Source organism: Sphingomonas sp. (assembly GCF_035555815.1).
In the GTDB taxonomy this organism is placed as follows: Bacteria; Pseudomonadota; Alphaproteobacteria; order Sphingomonadales; family Sphingomonadaceae; genus Sphingomonas.
Window position 1 is genome coordinate 1 of sequence record NZ_DATMGG010000012.1, and the last position, 14982, is coordinate 14982.

General features: G+C 67.4%; 14 protein-coding genes. 2 read left to right on the top strand and 12 right to left on the bottom strand.

The window, feature by feature from the left end; genetic code table 11:
• From VNR91_RS13525 to VNR91_RS00700, 8 genes are all read right to left on the bottom strand, one after another.
• Positions 1-342, bottom strand: a 342-nt coding sequence (locus tag VNR91_RS13525; protein WP_414712354.1) for an acetyl-CoA carboxylase biotin carboxyl carrier protein subunit, incomplete at its 3' end; no start/stop codon positions are given.
• Positions 258-851: a TetR/AcrR family transcriptional regulator gene (locus VNR91_RS00670; protein WP_325488869.1), complete on the bottom strand. Its 594-nt coding sequence runs from the start codon at positions 849-851 to the stop codon at positions 258-260. The genes VNR91_RS00670 and VNR91_RS13525, both read right to left, overlap by 85 nt.
• Positions 852-963: 112 nt before the next feature.
• Positions 964-3825, bottom strand: coding sequence for a TonB-dependent receptor plug domain-containing protein (locus VNR91_RS00675; RefSeq protein ID WP_325488879.1), 2862 nt, complete (start codon positions 3823-3825; stop codon positions 964-966).
• Between the two features lie 153 nt (positions 3826-3978).
• Positions 3979-6234 carry a TonB-dependent receptor gene (locus tag VNR91_RS00680; RefSeq protein ID WP_325488870.1) on the bottom strand — a complete coding sequence of 752 codons (2256 nt, stop codon included), beginning with the start codon at positions 6232-6234 and terminating at the stop codon, positions 3979-3981.
• Between the two features lie 2 nt (positions 6235-6236).
• Positions 6237-7481, bottom strand: a complete 1245-nt coding sequence (locus tag VNR91_RS00685) for an acyl-CoA dehydrogenase family protein (protein WP_325488871.1) — start codon at positions 7479-7481, stop codon at positions 6237-6239.
• A 105-nt stretch (positions 7482-7586) separates the two neighbouring features.
• Complete coding sequence (locus VNR91_RS00690) at positions 7587-7958, bottom strand: tRNA-binding protein (protein WP_325488872.1); 372 nt, start codon at positions 7956-7958, stop codon at positions 7587-7589.
• The gene (locus tag VNR91_RS00695) at positions 7958-8305 is read right to left on the bottom strand and encodes a GFA family protein (RefSeq protein WP_325488873.1); all 348 of its coding nucleotides are present in this window, start codon (positions 8303-8305) and stop codon (positions 7958-7960) included. The genes VNR91_RS00690 and VNR91_RS00695 overlap by 1 nt, the downstream gene beginning before the upstream one ends.
• Positions 8306-8448: 143 nt before the next feature.
• A complete protein-coding gene (locus VNR91_RS00700; RefSeq protein WP_325488874.1) occupies positions 8449-8964 on the bottom strand; it encodes a ferritin-like domain-containing protein in 516 nt (171 codons plus the stop codon).
• A gap of 185 nt (positions 8965-9149) precedes the next feature.
• Between VNR91_RS00700 and ung the strand changes: the two genes are divergently transcribed.
• Positions 9150-9845, top strand: a complete 696-nt coding sequence (gene ung / locus VNR91_RS00705) for a uracil-DNA glycosylase (protein ID WP_325488875.1) — start codon at positions 9150-9152, stop codon at positions 9843-9845.
• Between the two features lie 128 nt (positions 9846-9973).
• Entirely contained in the window at positions 9974-11413 is a 1440-nt protein-coding gene (locus VNR91_RS00710) for a S41 family peptidase (protein ID WP_325488880.1), read from the top strand.
• A gap of 6 nt (positions 11414-11419) precedes the next feature.
• On the opposite strand, the gene VNR91_RS00715 is transcribed toward VNR91_RS00710, so the two are convergent.
• The 4 genes from VNR91_RS00715 to VNR91_RS00730 form a co-directional block, all read right to left on the bottom strand.
• The gene (locus VNR91_RS00715) at positions 11420-12427 is read right to left on the bottom strand and encodes a glycosyl hydrolase family 43 (protein WP_325488881.1); all 1008 of its coding nucleotides are present in this window, start codon (positions 12425-12427) and stop codon (positions 11420-11422) included.
• 67 nt (positions 12428-12494) lie between these two features.
• Positions 12495-13472: a family 43 glycosylhydrolase gene (locus tag VNR91_RS00720; RefSeq protein WP_325488876.1), complete on the bottom strand. Its 978-nt coding sequence runs from the start codon at positions 13470-13472 to the stop codon at positions 12495-12497.
• Complete coding sequence (locus VNR91_RS00725; protein ID WP_325488877.1) at positions 13469-14041, bottom strand: hypothetical protein; 573 nt, start codon at positions 14039-14041, stop codon at positions 13469-13471. Before VNR91_RS00725 ends, VNR91_RS00720 begins: the two co-directional genes overlap by 4 nt.
• 16 nt (positions 14042-14057) lie before the next feature.
• On the bottom strand, positions 14058-14982 hold a 925-nt coding region (locus VNR91_RS00730), incomplete at its 5' end, for a TonB-dependent receptor domain-containing protein (RefSeq protein ID WP_325488878.1).

Sequence of the window (14982 nt, forward strand, 5' to 3'; positions counted from 1 at the left end):
AGCGACCGGCGCCTCGACCGGGATTTCCGTCTTCATCGATTCGAGGATGGCGAGCACGTCGTTCTCGGCGACGGTCTGGCCGACCGCGACCTCCACCTTCCACACGCTGGCGGTCAGATCAGACCGAACCTTCACAAGCGCCATCACCGTCTCCTCCATCGCCCGAATGCGAACCGGGTCGATAATTATTCTCGGTATATTTTTCGCAACAGCCGCAGTCAACCGCCGATGCAGCGCGGGTTCGCGTGGGGGATGGGTTAGCGGGAGAAGTGCGCGGCGGCGTGATCGACCACCGCGGTGCAGGCGCTTTCGAGCGCGCCCGCGTCGTCGCGGCGATAGCATTCGCTCGACACGCTGAAATTGCCCGCGACGAGCATCACGGCGAGCAGTTTAGAATGAAGGTCGGTTTCCGGATCAAGGCCCGCTTCGCGCGAGAAAGCTTCGGCGAGCATCGCTTCGTAGCGGCGCTCGACCAGCAGCATGTGGCCCATGATCCGGTCATTCAGCGCCAGCGAGCGGCCGAACTGGAACTGGCGCGGGTTGGCGCCGATCCGGCGCGACCATTTGACGACATGTTCGCGCCAGCTTTCCAGCACGGAGACTACGCGATCGGGGCGTTCCAGCGCATCGCGGAACTGTTCGAGCGTGGCGAGGTGCAGCGCCAGCGCGATGTCTTCCTTGGTCGCGAAGTAGCGCAGCACGGTCTGCTTGTGGATTTCGGCGAGGTCGGCGATCTGGTTGAGCGTCGTCTCGACATAGCCCTGGCGCTCGAACAGCGTCATCGCCGAACGAATGATGTCGTTGCGGGTGCGCTCCGCCTTGCGCTGACGAAGGGGTAGCCGTTCGGTCATCGCGCCATTCCTAGGATGAGCGGACCTTGTCCGCAACCGGCCGCCTGTGCCGCGTGCGCAACGTAAAGCCGCCGGACCGCGATCGATCGGCCCGGCGGAGAGGGAACGCGCGTCAGAATTTCACGCGCAGGCCCATGGTGTAATAGCGCCCGATCAGGTCATAGATGCCGCCGTTGGCCGCGCGCGGCGCGGTCGGCGATCCGTTCGGGGTGATCGGCGGATCCTGATCGAACAGATTGTTGATCGTGGCGTAGAGCTCCATGTTGCCGCTCGACGTCGGCAGTTTGTAGCCGATCGTGGCGTCGGTGTACCACACCGCCGGCACATTGGTGTCGATGCCGGGGGCATAGGTCACCGTGCTGTCGAGGTGGCCCGAACCGACGTAGCGTTCCTGCGCGAACAGGTGCCACCTGTCGTTGCGCCAGTCGACGCTGAACGAGCCCGTCCATTCGACGGCGGCGGGCGGATTGACGTTCTGCAGCACGTTGAGGTCGCCGACCCGGTCGATCTTGCGCCCGTTCACGGTCAGCGCCAGTTGCCGGGTGTGGGTCGCCAGCAGCCGCAGGTTGAGCCGCCCAGAGCCGAGCGTGGTGGCATAACCCAGTTCGTAATCCTCGCCGTCGGTTTCGAGCAGGCCAAGGTTCTGGTTGGGGGTGATGACGACGTTGATCGTTCCATCGCTGTTGCGCTGGATCAGCGAACAGCTCGACAGGCCGCAATCGTCGACGACCTGCTGCACGGTCGGCTGGGCGATGACGTCGCGGATCTTGATCTTGAAATAGTCGACCGACGCGGTGAACCCACGCAGGAAGCGCGGCCGCAACACCACGCCCACGTTGGTCGAATCAGCGACTTCGGCGGCCAGATTGCGGTTGCCGGTCTGGCGCTGCAGGAACACGGTGCGCGCGCCGCCCAGCTGTGGGTCGGAGGCCGACGCGCCGTTGATCTGGTTCGATACGGTGTAGAGTTCCTGGATGTTCGGCGCGCGGATATCGCGTGAGCGTGTGCCGCGGAAACGGATGTCGGGGATCGGCTGCCAGATGCCGCCGACCTTCCACGTCGTCTCGCCGCCGACGGTGCTGTAGTCGGCGTAACGGATCGCGGCGTTCAGATCGAGCCGGTCGAAGCCGGGGGTATCCGACAGCAGCGGCGCGTTGATTTCGGCGAAGGCTTCCTTGACGTTGAAGTCGCCCTTCAGCGGCAGGCCGTTCAGGCTGTAGAGATAGCCGCCGAACAGGCCCTGTTGCGCCGCCGGATAACCGCGGATGCCGGTGCCGTCGCGGGTGCGCGCGCTGGTCGGATCGTTGGTGACCTGTCCTTCCTCGCGCCGGTATTCGCCACCGAACGCGACGGTGATCGGATCGGACGCCAAGCTGAACAGCTCGCCCCGGATGTCGGCGGCGGCGACCAGCTGGCGGCTTTCGATCCGCGTGTCCGACGTGCCGGTGACATAGTTGATCGCCGCGCCCGATGCGGCGCCCGCGCCGAACAGGTTGATCGGGACGCAGCCCGCGCCCGCCGCCGTTCCGAGCAGGGTCGACCGGCACACCACCTGCCCGCTCGCCGGGTCGACGACCGCGTCGACCGCGTTGAAAATGTTGTCGACGATCTGGTTGTTGGTGATGCGGTAGCGCGAATCCGACCGGCCGTACTGGACGTAGCTGGAGAAGCTCCACTTGTCCGACAGCCTGCCGTTCAGGCCGCCGACGATGCGATAGGTCTCGGTATCGGTGTAATAGTTCACCGGACCAAGCTCGTAATTGATCCGCTGCATCGAGAAGGAATTGATGCCGTTCGCCGCCATCACCGAACGCACCGCCTGCGGCAGATAGGCGTTGTCGGAAAAGATCGTCAGCGAATTGGTCGACAGGACGTTGGTGTTGTTGGCACCGAAATATTCGATGCCGACCTTGCCATAGGTCCCCTCGACATAGGCGGTCAGCGAATCGGAGACGTCGAACGAGGCGCGGGCGAACACGTTCTTGGTATCGAGCGTCGGCACCAGCTGCGCGCGGCGTGCGGCGCCGTCGCCCCCGCTGGCGGCGGCGGTGCCAAGGTTGCTGCCGGTGTGGAAGGCGGTGAGCGTGCCGTCGGACTGGAAACGCGTCAGTGCCAGCGGACAGGCGACGCCTGCCGGCTGGCAGCCGGTGATCGTCCCGCCGGCGGTCGCATAGGCATCGCGCCCGTCGGGCACGATCACCAGCTGCGAAGAGGTCGCGCTGGCCGGAATGAACGTCCAGCCCTGCTCCGCCCAGGTGCGGCCGTTATAGTCGAGATTGATGCCCTTTTGCCGGAAATAGTCGAACGAGGCGAGCAGGTGCAGCCGGCCGCCGGCGGCGCTGGTGCCGGCGGTCAGATTGGCCTTTTGCGACCCCGCGTCGCCGCGCGACGACAAGCCGCCCTGGACATAGCCCTTCACCCCCTGAAAGCGCGAATCGAGCACGAAATTGACCACGCCGGCGACCGCGTCGGAGCCATAGGCCGCCGATGCGCCGCCGGTGACCACGTCGACACGGCTGACCAGCCCCTGCGGGATCAGGTTGACGTCGGTGGTGCCGCTGATCGTCGTCGGCACGATCCGCTTGCCGTCGAGTAGCACGAGCGTGCGGGTCGGGCTGAGGCCGCGCAGCGCGAGCAGGCTGGCGCCGCCGCCCGACGCCGAGTGATTGGAGCCGGCCGAACTCGGCTTGAAAGAGCCGCTGAACACCGGCAGCTGGACCAGCGCCTCGGCCATGTTGCCCGGCGCCGCCGCGGAAAGCTGTTCGCTGGAGACCACCGCCACCGGGGTCGGCGCGTTGGCGCCGTCCTTGATCGCGCGCGAGCCGGTGATGACGATCTCGCCCAAGCCGTCCGCCGACTGCGCGGCCGGGTCGCTGGCCGGCGCGTCCTGCGCGAAGGCAGCATCGCTCATCGCGAGCGCCAGCACGCACACCCCTGCCCGCATCCAGCTCCGCATCGCGCCCGATTGTACCATCACGCCACTCCTCTCCAGCCCGCCGCGCAATTTACTGCTCGGCTTATTTTGTTACCGAGTGCTATATTAGACTTGGAAGCCAAGTCAATGCTGTGCGGCGGTGGCGCGGCACGATCAGTGCGGGTTTTCACGCGGTCCGGCGGCGCCGGCCGGTCACCAGCGGCGGCGCACCGTCAGGTTGATCTGACGCGGTTCGGCGGGATAGCCGATCACCCCGACGCTGCCCGTGTTCCAGCGTCGGTCGGTCAGATTGGTGCCGGCGACGATCACCGACCAGCCGCCGCGCACCGAATCCCAGCCGAACTGGGCGTTGAGCTGTTCCATATTGTCGACGCGGTGCTGCGGTTCGTTGCACAGCGCGATCGAATAGGGACTGGACCCCGTATAGTCGCCGCCTATGCGGAACCGGCCCAGCCGCGTGCGATGCTCGAAGCTGGCGCGCCCCGCGAACCGCCGCGCCGGGGTAAAGCGCAGATCGAGGCGACGTTCGTCGGCGACGAACGCGGTACAGCCGGGGCTGGCCGCCAGCCGCGTGATCCGGTCGTCCAGCGTCGCGAGCCACCCGCCGACCTCGACCCCGCGCACCGGTCGAACCGAGATGTCCGCCTCCAACCCCGCGATGCGGGCGTCGCCGACATTCTGGCGAAAGATCTCGGGCGGCGACAGATTGGCGCGCGCGGCCGAGAAGGCGATGTTGGTGTAGTCGTTGACGAAATAGTCGACGTTCGCGGTCAGCCGCCCGCCCAGCGCGCCGGCCTTGACCCCGCCTTCGTAGCTCCACAGCGTCTCGGGGGCGATCGCGCCCTGACGGTGCAGAACGAAATCGATGTTGCGCGCGCGCCCGTCGAAGCTGCCGCTGCGAAAGCCCTTCGCCGCGCTTGCATAGAGCAACGCGCGCAGGTCGCCGCGTTCGAGCGTGTAATCGATCGCCAGCCGGGGCGAGAGATCGCGCCAGCCCTGGCGGATGCGGCGGTGCGCCTCGGTGCCGTCGGGCAGGATCAATGTCTCGCCCGGCGCGGTGAGGAAGCGCACGTCGTACCGCTTTACTTCGTCGGTGAAACGCAACCCGGCGCTGAGGTTCAGGCGGCGCGCCACCCGCGCGGTCACCGTCGCGAACGCCGACAGGCTGCGCGTATCGAGTTGCGGGCGATAGGGCGACCAATTGCCAAGATCCCCACCCGACCGCGACGGCGCCGCAAAGAAATCGCCGGTCAGGAAGCGTGCGGCCGGCGATCCGGCCGGGACGGCGCCGCTGATCGCGGTCATTTGATCATTATGCTCCGTGAAGTGGAACAGCCCGGCGACATAATCGACCCGGCCGCCGGCCAGCGTACCGGCATATTGCAGTTCGTGGCTAAAGCTGTGCTGGCGCTGGTCCTGCAACAGGATGATGTTGGCGCCGATGCCGGACGCGTTGGCGGTCTGATCGAACCCGATCTGCGACCGGAGCGCGCGATAGCCGCTGATCGCGGTCAGCGTGCCGTCGCCCAGCGGCCAGCTCAGTCGCAACGATGCGCCGCCGGTCAGCGTGTCGTTGAGCGGATTGGTGTCGGCGGAGCGGAAATTGTCGATCGACCCATCCGGCGCGACGAAACGGTTGAGGTACCGCCCCGGCGTCGCCGGATCGGGAGCGAACTGCTGCGGGAAGCGCGGGGCGGACCGCTCGTCGCTGTAGTCGGCGGATAGCTGCGCCGATCCGCCAGCGGGCATGTCCCACAACAGGCTGGCGCGCGCGGCCTGGACATCCTGCCCGTTGACCCGCGCGCCGTCGGTCAGGTTGCGACCCCAGCCGCGCTGGGTGCGCGACAGCAGCGACACGCGCAGCGCAGCGCGGTCCGACAGCGGCGCATTGGCCGCGCCGCGCACATCGATTCGTCCGAAGCTGCCGATCGTCGCGTCGGCCATGGCGTCGGCATGGGCGGGGTCGGGGCGGCGGGTGATGATGCGGATCGCGCCGCCGCTGGTGTTGCGGCCGTAGAGGGTGCCCTGCGGCCCGCGCAGCACCTCGATCCGGTCGATGTCGCTCAGGTCGAGCATCGCACCCGTCGAGCGCGGCAACAGCACGTCGTCGAGGTAGATGCCGACCGGCGGATCGTTGGTGAAGATCGAATCGCCTTCTCCCACCCCGCGCATGAACACCAGCGCGCCCGACGTCGTGCCGAAATTGCGCGCGAGGTACAGGTTGGGCACCTGCGCACCGATCCGGTCGAGGTTGAGCGCCGCCTGCTGTTCCAGCTCGCCGCCGTCGAGAACGGTCAGCGAGATCGGCACGTCGCGCGACGCCTGCGCGCGCCGCTGCGCGGTGACAATCACGTCATCGCCGGCCCCTTCATCGCCGCGATGGTCCTGCGCATGGGCAGCGGCGGGCGCGAGCAGCGCCAGCGCCACGCCGATGCCAGCGCCGGGCACCCTCAATGGCGCGCCGCTTCGGCGCGGCCGACCACCATGTGATGCACCTCGTCCGGCCCATCGGCGAAGCGCAGGTGGCGAACGTCGGCGTAAAGATCGGCGAGCGGCGTCCATTGCGACAATCCGGCTGCGCCGTGGATCTGGATCGCCTCGTCGATGATGCGGCAGGTACGCTCGGGCACCATCGCCTTGGCCATGCTGACCCACACCCGCGCCTCACGGTTGCCGAGCACGTCCATCGCCCGCGCCGCCTTCAGCACGATCAGTCGCATCGCCTCGATCTCGATCCGCGCGCGGGAAACCAGTTCCAGGTTCTTGCCCAGCATCAGCAGCGACCGGCCGAACGCCTCCCGCGCGTTACCGCGCTTGACCATCAGGTCGAGCGCGATCTCCGCCTTGCCGATGGTGCGCATGCAATGGTGGATGCGGCCCGGCCCAAGGCGAAGCTGCGAAATCTCGAAGCCGCGCCCTTCGCCCAGCAGGATATTGTCATGCGGGACGCGGACATTCTCGAGCTTGATGTGCATATGGCCATAGGGCGCATGGTCGTCGCCGAACACGCACATCGGCCCGACCACGGTCACCCCCGGCGTGTCGATCGGCACCAGGATCTGCGACTGCTGCTGGTGCGCGGGGGCATCGGGGCTGGTCCGCACCATGCAGATCATCACCTTGCAGCGCGGATCGCCGGCGCCGGTGATGAAGAACTTCTCTCCATTGATCACCCATTCATCGCCGTCGAGCACCGCGCTGGTCCGCACGTTCTTCGCATCCGACGACGCCACGCCCGGCTCGGTCATCGCATAGGCGGAGCGGATCTTGCCCTCCAGCAGCGGTTCGAGCCAGCGCGCCTTCTGTTCGGGCGTGCCGACGCGCTCCAGCACCTCCATGTTGCCGGTGTCGGGCGCGGAGCAATTGAGTGTCTCCGACGCCAGCGGGGACTTGCCCAGCTCGGCGGCGATATAGGCATAGTCGAGGTTGGCGAGCCCCTGCCCGGTGTGCGCGTCGGGCAGGAAGAAGTTCCACAATCCTGCCGCGCGCGCCTTGGCCTTGGCGGTCTCGAGCAATTCAAGCTGGCCCGGCGCCCATTCCCAGCGATTCTTGCGGTCGTGGCCCAGCCGATAGAATTCCTCGGTGATCGGGTCGACATTCTCCGCGATGTGCCGCTTCACCGCGTCGAACAGCGGGCGCGCGCCCTCGCTCATGCGCAGGTCGTTCATTTCCGCGTCGCGATCGATATCCGTCATGTCCGATGTCCCCATGGTGCAGCCGCCCGCTCTGCGCCGAAATCGGCGCGGGTGGGTAATGACGGAACCGAATGCCGGTTATCAACCGCAGGAATGGCCGGGACCCTAGAACAGCCGCCCGCCGTCGGGGACCGGCACCGACGGGCCGATCAGCACCACCTTTCCATCCGCGTCGGGAAAGCCGAGCGTCAGCACCTCGCTCATCATTGGGCCGATCTGGCGCGGCGGGAAGTTGACCACCGCCGCGACCTGGCGCCCGACCAGCGTTTCGGGCGCATAATGTTCGGTGATCTGCGCCGACGACGCCTTGCGTCCGATCGGGTCGCCGAAATCGATCAGCAGGCGATAGGCGGGCTTGCGCGCCTCGGGGAAATCGCGCGCCTCGACAATGGTGCCGATGCGGATGTCGACCCGCAGGAAATCGTCGAAGGCGATGGCGGGGGCCGCGTCGGCGCAGGCGCTGTGTTCGACGTGCATCAGAGCGCCGCACCGTCGAAATGGCTGATCTCCAGCGAATCGAGGTCAAGCGCGTCGGCGCAGCGCAGGTTCAGCGCGACCATCGCCCTGCCGTCGGGCGCGGTCCCCTCGCTGAACGGCGCAACGCCGCAGGTCGCGCAGAACTGGTGCCGGATTTTGTGGGTGTTGAAGGTGTAGCCGGTCAGCGATTCGCGTCCGGTCACGGTAACCGCTTCCGCCGGCACGAAATGGAGCAGCGACCCCTTGCGTCGACACATCGAGCAGTTGCATGTCACCGCCGCAGATGGCGCCGGCCCGTCGATCATGTAGCCCACATTGCCGCAATGGCAGCTTCCGGTGACGGTCATGACAGCTCCTCCTCGATCGTGAGGGGACACTTAGCCGCGCGCGCAGCGGAACGCAGCACCGCAAATTCGTCCGTTCGCGCCGGCCGGGGTGGCGCGAACGGACGAAACCGCCCGGTGGGGCGACCGTGGAAGGATTGCGGGGTTCAGGCCGGGGCGAGTTCCGCCTGTACGTTGACCCGCGTCTCCGCCATCGCCGTGAGCTTCTCGTCGGTGCTGCGTTCCTCCTCCAGCGTTTCCTGCAGGATCTCGGCGGCGCGAGTCTGGCCGAGCTGCCTGGCCCAGGCGATCAACGTGCCATAGCGCGTGATCTCATAATGCTCGACCGCCTGTGCGGACGCGATCAGCGCCGCATCAAGCACGCGCTTGTCGGCGATGTCGCCGGCCACCTCGTTGGCTTCCTTGATGATGCCGTCGATCGCCGGACACGTCACGCCCTTCGGCTCCTGACCCAGCAACCCGAAAATCTCGTCGAGGCGGCGGATCTGGCCCTCGGTTTCGCGCAGATGCGTCTCGAACCCGCCCTTGAGCGCGGGGTCGGTCGCCTTGTCGATCATCTTGGGCAGCGCCTTGGTGATCTGGTTCTCCGCATAATAGACGTCCTGAAGCTGGTGCAGGAACAGATCGTCGAAGGTGGCGATATCCTTGGTGAACAGGCCCATGGGGCTCTCCTGTGGCAGAGGGATGACGTGGGCGCCGGCCGGTATTGGTCGGGATCGGCAAGCGTGGGGCATCAACGCCCTGCCGGCCGCCAAGTTGCTGAGCGATGGCGGCTTTCTTTGTGGGTGCGGTGATATGTGCGGGCCACGCGATTGACAGCGCGGCCACCGCGCGATCAACCGTCGCCATGGCCGAGATCAAGCTCCACCCCAGTTGGCGCGAACCGCTGCAAGGCGAGTTCGACAGCCCGTACATGGCCGACCTGCGCCGCTTCCTGATTGCGGAGAAGGCGGCGGGCAAGGCGATCTTCCCCGCCGGCGGCGAGTGGTTCCGCGCGCTCGACCTGACCCCGCTCGACCGGGTGCGAGTCGTCATCCTCGGGCAGGATCCTTATCACGGGCCGGGGCAGGCGCACGGCCTGTGCTTTTCGGTGCGGCCGGGCGTGCGCACCCCGCCCAGCCTGGTCAACATCTACAAGGAACTGCACAGCGACCTGGGCATCGCCCCGGCGCGCCACGGCTTTCTGGAACATTGGGCGCAACAGGGCGTGCTGCTGCTCAACACGGTGCTGACGGTGCAGATGGGCATGGCCGCGTCACATCAGGGGCGCGGGTGGGAACGCTTCACCGACGCGGTGATCCGCCAGGTCAACGCCAGCGAGACCCCGGTGGTGTTCCTGCTGTGGGGCAGTCACGCGCAGAAGAAGGCGGCGGCCGTCGACAGCGTCGATCGCGGCGGGCGGCATCTGGTACTGAAGGCGCCGCACCCGTCGCCGCTGTCGGCGCACACGGGTTTCTTCGGTTCGCGGCCGTTCTCCCAGGCCAACGCCTTCCTCGAAAGCCGCGGGCTGGCGCCGATCGACTGGGCGCTGCCGCCGCTGTGAGCGCGCGGCGATTCCCTCGCCATGGCGAGGATGGCGATTGACGCGCACGTCGCCCCCGCCGACAACCCGCCGGCCGGACGGGCAAGGTGGTGAGGCGTAGCATGGCGAAGCGGCAGCGGTTTGGGGCGATGCTGGGACTGGCGGCGATGCTGTCCGCCTGTGGCGGCGGTGGCAGCGGATCGGTGAGCGCACCGACGCCCAGCCCGACGCCCACACCGACGCCGACCCCGACGCCCACGCCGACCGCCACCGCCGGCTGCACGCTGCGCGAGCGCCAGCAATGGGCTGCGGACCAGATGCGCGAATGGTATCTGTTCCCGGAAACGCTGCCGGCGACGCTCGATCCCGCGCCCTATGCCGACGTCGGCAGCTATATCGACGCGCTGACCGCGACCGCGCGGTCGCAGCGCCGCGACCGTTATTTCACCTACCTGACCTCGATCGCCGAGGAGGACGCCTATTACGACAGCGGGTCGAGCGCCGGGTTCGGCCTCCGGCTCGGCCTTACCTCCGGCAACCGGCTGTTCGTGATCGAAGCGTTCGAGGGCGCCCCCGCCCTCAACGCGCTGATCGATCGCGGGGCGGAGATCGTCGCGGTGGGCACGACGACCGCCAATCTGCGCAACGTCACCGACATCATCGCCGGTGCGGGCACCGCCGGGCTGAGCGACGCGCTGGGGCCGGACACCGCTGGGACGGCGCGGGTGCTGCGCGTGACGGACAGCAGCGGCACCCGCACAGTGACGCTGACCAAGACCGATTTCGAGCTGCCGCCGGTTTCGACGCGATACGGCGCCAAGGTGATCGACGACGACGGGCGGCGGGTCGGCTATGTCAACCTGCGCAGCTTCATCTCCACCGCCAGGCCGGCGCTGCGCCAGGCGTTCGCCGCCTTCCGCGCGCAGGGCATCACCGACTTCGTCGTCGACCTGCGCTACAATGGCGGCGGGCTGATCTCGGTCGCCGAACTGATGGGCGACCTGATGGGCGGCCGCCAGACCGCGTCCGACCCGTTCGACTATGTGACCTTCCGCCCCGAAAAGGCCGCCGAGAACGAAGTCCATTACTTCACCCCGCAACCCGAGGCGGTGACGCCCACCCGCATCGCCTTCATCGGCACCGGCGGCACGGCGTCGGCCAGCGAATTGGTGATCAACGGTTTCCTGCCCTATTATCGCGGCCAGATGGCGCTGATCGGCACCAACACCTATGGCAAGCCGGTCGGGCAGATCGCGATCGACAAGCCCGAATGCGATGACCGGCTGCGCGTGATCGCGCTGGCGATCGAGAACGCCAATCATCAGGGAGCCTATTTCGACGGCCTCGCCAACACCGTCGACGTCAGTTGCCGGGCCAGCGACGATATCGGCTATCCGCTGGGCGACCCGCGTGAGGCCTCGACCCGCGCCGCGCTCGATTTCATCGCGGGGCGCAGCTGCACGCCGATCACCAGCGCCAGCGCGGGGGTGGCCGCGCGCAGCCTGTCGGTCGCTACGCCGGTCGGGCAGGAACTGCTGTCGCCGGATCGGCCGAGCACGTTCCAGCGCGAGGTTCCGGGCGCCTTCTGAGCGCGGCTATGGCGGCGAACCGCCGGGAAACGCCGCGACCAGCGCGTCATATTGCCGCCGGGTGATCGCGATCATCGATCCGTGGCGGGCGCCCGGCGTCATCTCATAGCGATTCCATTCGGGCACGCCGCTGTTGCCGGAAACCTGAAACCACGGACCCGCCAGTGTCGGCGCTTTCGACAGGCCATAACTCGTGCCGGCATATTGCTCGTAATAGAGCAACCAGTCCTTGTCGTCGGGCGAGCGGATCACGGTCGGGGCTTCGCGAAAATTGGGGCTCAGCGGCGGCCCCGGCGGCGGATAGGGACCGGTCAGCGTCGACGCGCAGCTGATCCGGATCGTCTTGCCGGTCACCCAGGCATAGGACGGATAGCGCTCGTCCTTAATGACCGCGCAATAGCCGGGGCCGCTGTCGTTGGGCTGCACGACCGTATCGATCGTCGCCATGTCCCACGCGAACAGCCGCCGCGGCTTCGCGTCGAACCGCTTGAGATCGGGGGAGAGCACGTAGAGCGTGCGCTGGCTGCCCCAATAGCGTTCCGGATCGGTGGGTGATCCGTCGAGATTGGGCGTGTGCCAGCTCAGCAAGAACCGGGCGGATGCGGTGTCGAAGAACAGCTTGGGCGCGCCGATCCGCGCCAGCGCGTGGGGGTGATCCGGGATCGCCTTCAGGTCGGGCCGATAGGTGCCATATGGCGTCCAGCGGATCAGGTCGGTCGAGGTCCAGAAGCGGATCAGCGGATCGTCGTCGCCCTTGTTGCCGACCAGATAGTAGCGCCCATCGCCTCCGCGCGCGATCGAGGCATGGCCATGATAGTCCGCCGATACCGGTCGCCCGCCGTTGAGTGGCCGCCAGTGCAGGCCGTCGACGCTGACGGAATAATAGAGGACGCCGTAGTCGCCCTTCATCATGTGCGCGAACAGATAGGCGCGGTCGGGATCGACATAGGGGGTTTCGGGGCCGCCCGGAGGATTCTCCTGTGCGGATACGGACGCGGCGGCGGGCGTCAGCATCGCGGCAACCAGCGCCACGGCGACGGCGCGACGGCGCATTCCGTAGGGTCGGCCAGCCACCGCCGCCTCAGCGCAGCGGCAGCGTCGGCGCCGCCTTGCCATCGGTCATGCGAATGGGGAGGATCGTGCCGTCGGTGGCATAGCGGACGCGGTCGATCGCCACCTGCCGCTCGCCGCTGAACGGTTCGGCGCCGGGCGCGCGTTCCCAGCGGTGATAGACGATCAGCCATTCGCCGCCGGGGGCCTGGACGAAGCTGTGGTGGCCCGGCCCTTGATGCGTTGCGTCGCTGCTCAGGATTTTCCCGCGATAGGCCCAGGGGCCGACCGGCGACGGCGCGGTCGCATAGTGCACGCTGTAATCGCCCGCGTTCCACCGGCCGTGGCTGTAGGAGAGATAATAGGTGCCGGCGCGCTCATGCATGAACGCGCCTTCGGTGAAGTTCGGCGGTTGGGGCACGCTCACCTCGCGCGCGATGCTGATCATGTCGGGGGCCAGTTCCCACACGCGCAACGTCGCCCCGGCGCTGCCGCCGGCGTAGAGGTAGGCCTTGTCGTTGCGCCGATCGACGAACACCATCGGATCGATCGCCTCGAACCCGTGCCCGTCGCGGACCAGTTCGCCGGTCACCAGCGGGCGGCCGCTGTCGCGGTACGGCCCCTCCGGCCGATCGGCGACCGCCACGCCGATCCGGCTGGGCGTCGGGTTCTGCGGGCCGACGGAGAAATAGAGATACCATTTGCCCGCGCGCGTCGCGACGCCCGGCGCCCACAGGAAATGCTCCGGCGCGCCGTCATCCTTGATCCAGCCGATCTGGTCACGGCGGATCAATTCGCCGCGATTCCTCCAGCTCCTGAGGTCGGCGGACGAGAAGGCGCCGAACCGGTCGGCGGTCCACGCGCCGCCGGGGCCGCCCGTGGGAAAGACCCACAGCTCGTCGCCGATGAACATCGCGTGGGGATCGGCGCCCTGGAATTGCGGATTGCTCGCCAGCGCGGCCCCCGCCGCCGCCAGCCCGATCACCGCCGCCGCTATCCGTCGCATCATGATGGCTGTCCGTAATCGAGGATGAACACCGGGCCGATCTCCAGCACCTGTTTCGCTACGTCGAGATGGAGCGCCGCATTGAGCGCGCCCGGCGCATAATCCTGATCGGCGCTGCCGGAGAGCTGGTACATCTTCCATTCCGCTGCGATCTCGAACGGCTTTTCAAAGATGGCGCGGACCACCGGCGTTGCCTCGAGCTGCACGCGGCCGATGCGGCCCGGCGCGCCGTTCTGCGTCTCGACCGCGCGCGCCCAGAACGCGATGACGACGCGATCTCCCTTGCGCACCGGCTTGAGCGTCGGGGTGATCACCCCGATACGGCCGAAGTCGGGATGCCCAGACAGCGCGATCCGCATCGCCTTGCCGAACTGCACGGTCTTGTCCGATCGCACCTGCGGCGGCAGCGCCAGGCCATAGGGCGTGAGCGACGGCACGCGTGGATCGTTGATGATCCGGTCCGCCGCGCTGGCCGCCGCCGCCTCTGCCGTCGCGGGGCGATCCGCGACGGTCAGGCCGAGTACGCCTACCGCTCCGGCCAGCGCGAGAAAGAGGTGATGGCGCGTGCGCATGCCCCTCCCCCGTCCGTCAGAAGCGGAACCGCACGCCCAGCGAATAGGTGCGTTCCAGATAGATGATCTGGCGCGTGTAGCTGTCACCGGTATTGTACTGGCGATAGCGCTGGAGCGGGTTGCCGAGGATGTTCGTCACGTCGAAGGCGATGGTGACGTTGGGCACCGGGGTGATCGACATCGACCCGTCAAGCTGGCCGCGCGCCTTTTCCGTCACCGCATGGGCGATCGGATCGAGCGCCTCCAGGCTGTAGAAATTCACGAACTTCGACCGATAGTTATACGCCAGCCGGGCGGAGAACTGCGGATTTTCGTAGAGCGCGATCGCGTTGAACGTCCATTTCGAAACGCCGGGGAACGCCTGCTGCTCATTGTTCAGCGTGGCGGCGAAATTGGGCTGAAGATCGCCCTTGGCGTCGATGTAGGTGCCGTTGGCCTGGATGCCGAAGCCCTTTGCCCAGGCGGGCAGCCCGTCGATATCGAGGAAGCTGGTGAACCCGACCTCGACGCCCTGAAGCCGGGTCTGGCCCAGATTGACCGGGCGATCGATGCGAAGGCCCGGCGTCGACCGGTCCGCCACCGTCGCCAGGAACCCTTCCGCGTCGTGGCGGAAGATCGCGGCGGTCAGCGATCCAGTGCGCGAGAAGTAATATTCCAGGCTGGCGTCGTAATTGTCGGACGTCAGCGGCTTCAGGTCCGGATTGCCGGCGGAGCCGCCGCGACGCAGGCGCTCGACGCAGTCCGCGGTGGTCGGATCGGTCAGGCACGGATCACCCGGGGCCAGGATCACCGGCTGGCCGAGCGAGGTGTTCGGCCGCATGTCAAAGAAGTTCGGCCGCGTGCGCGTCTGGGTGAACGCCAGGCGCAGCTGCAGCTTGTCGGTGAACGCGATCCGCGAGCTGACGTTGGGCAGATAGTCGGTGTATTCGCCCTTCGCGGTG

What these genes read in the sequence shown, in the direction of transcription:
- VNR91_RS00670 (WP_325488869.1), bottom strand. Translation starts at nt 851, where the DNA reads ATGACCGAACGGCTACCCCTTCGTCAGCGCAAGGCGGAGCGCACCCGC.
- VNR91_RS00675 (WP_325488879.1), bottom strand. Translation starts at nt 3,825, where the DNA reads ATGGTACAATCGGGCGCGATGCGGAGCTGGATGCGGGCAGGGGTGTGC.
- VNR91_RS00685 (WP_325488871.1), bottom strand. Translation starts at nt 7,481, where the DNA reads ATGACGGATATCGATCGCGACGCGGAAATGAACGACCTGCGCATGAGC.
- VNR91_RS00690 (WP_325488872.1), bottom strand. Translation starts at nt 7,958, where the DNA reads ATGCACGTCGAACACAGCGCCTGCGCCGACGCGGCCCCCGCCATCGCC.
- VNR91_RS00695 (WP_325488873.1), bottom strand. Translation starts at nt 8,305, where the DNA reads ATGACCGTCACCGGAAGCTGCCATTGCGGCAATGTGGGCTACATGATC.
- VNR91_RS00700 (WP_325488874.1), bottom strand. Translation starts at nt 8,964, where the DNA reads ATGGGCCTGTTCACCAAGGATATCGCCACCTTCGACGATCTGTTCCTG.
- ung (WP_325488875.1), top strand. Translation starts at nt 9,150, where the DNA reads ATGGCCGAGATCAAGCTCCACCCCAGTTGGCGCGAACCGCTGCAAGGC.
- VNR91_RS00710 (WP_325488880.1), top strand. Translation starts at nt 9,974, where the DNA reads ATGCTGGGACTGGCGGCGATGCTGTCCGCCTGTGGCGGCGGTGGCAGC.
- VNR91_RS00715 (WP_325488881.1), bottom strand. Translation starts at nt 12,427, where the DNA reads ATGCTGACGCCCGCCGCCGCGTCCGTATCCGCACAGGAGAATCCTCCG.
- VNR91_RS00720 (WP_325488876.1), bottom strand. Translation starts at nt 13,472, where the DNA reads ATGATGCGACGGATAGCGGCGGCGGTGATCGGGCTGGCGGCGGCGGGG.
- VNR91_RS00725 (WP_325488877.1), bottom strand. Translation starts at nt 14,041, where the DNA reads ATGCGCACGCGCCATCACCTCTTTCTCGCGCTGGCCGGAGCGGTAGGC.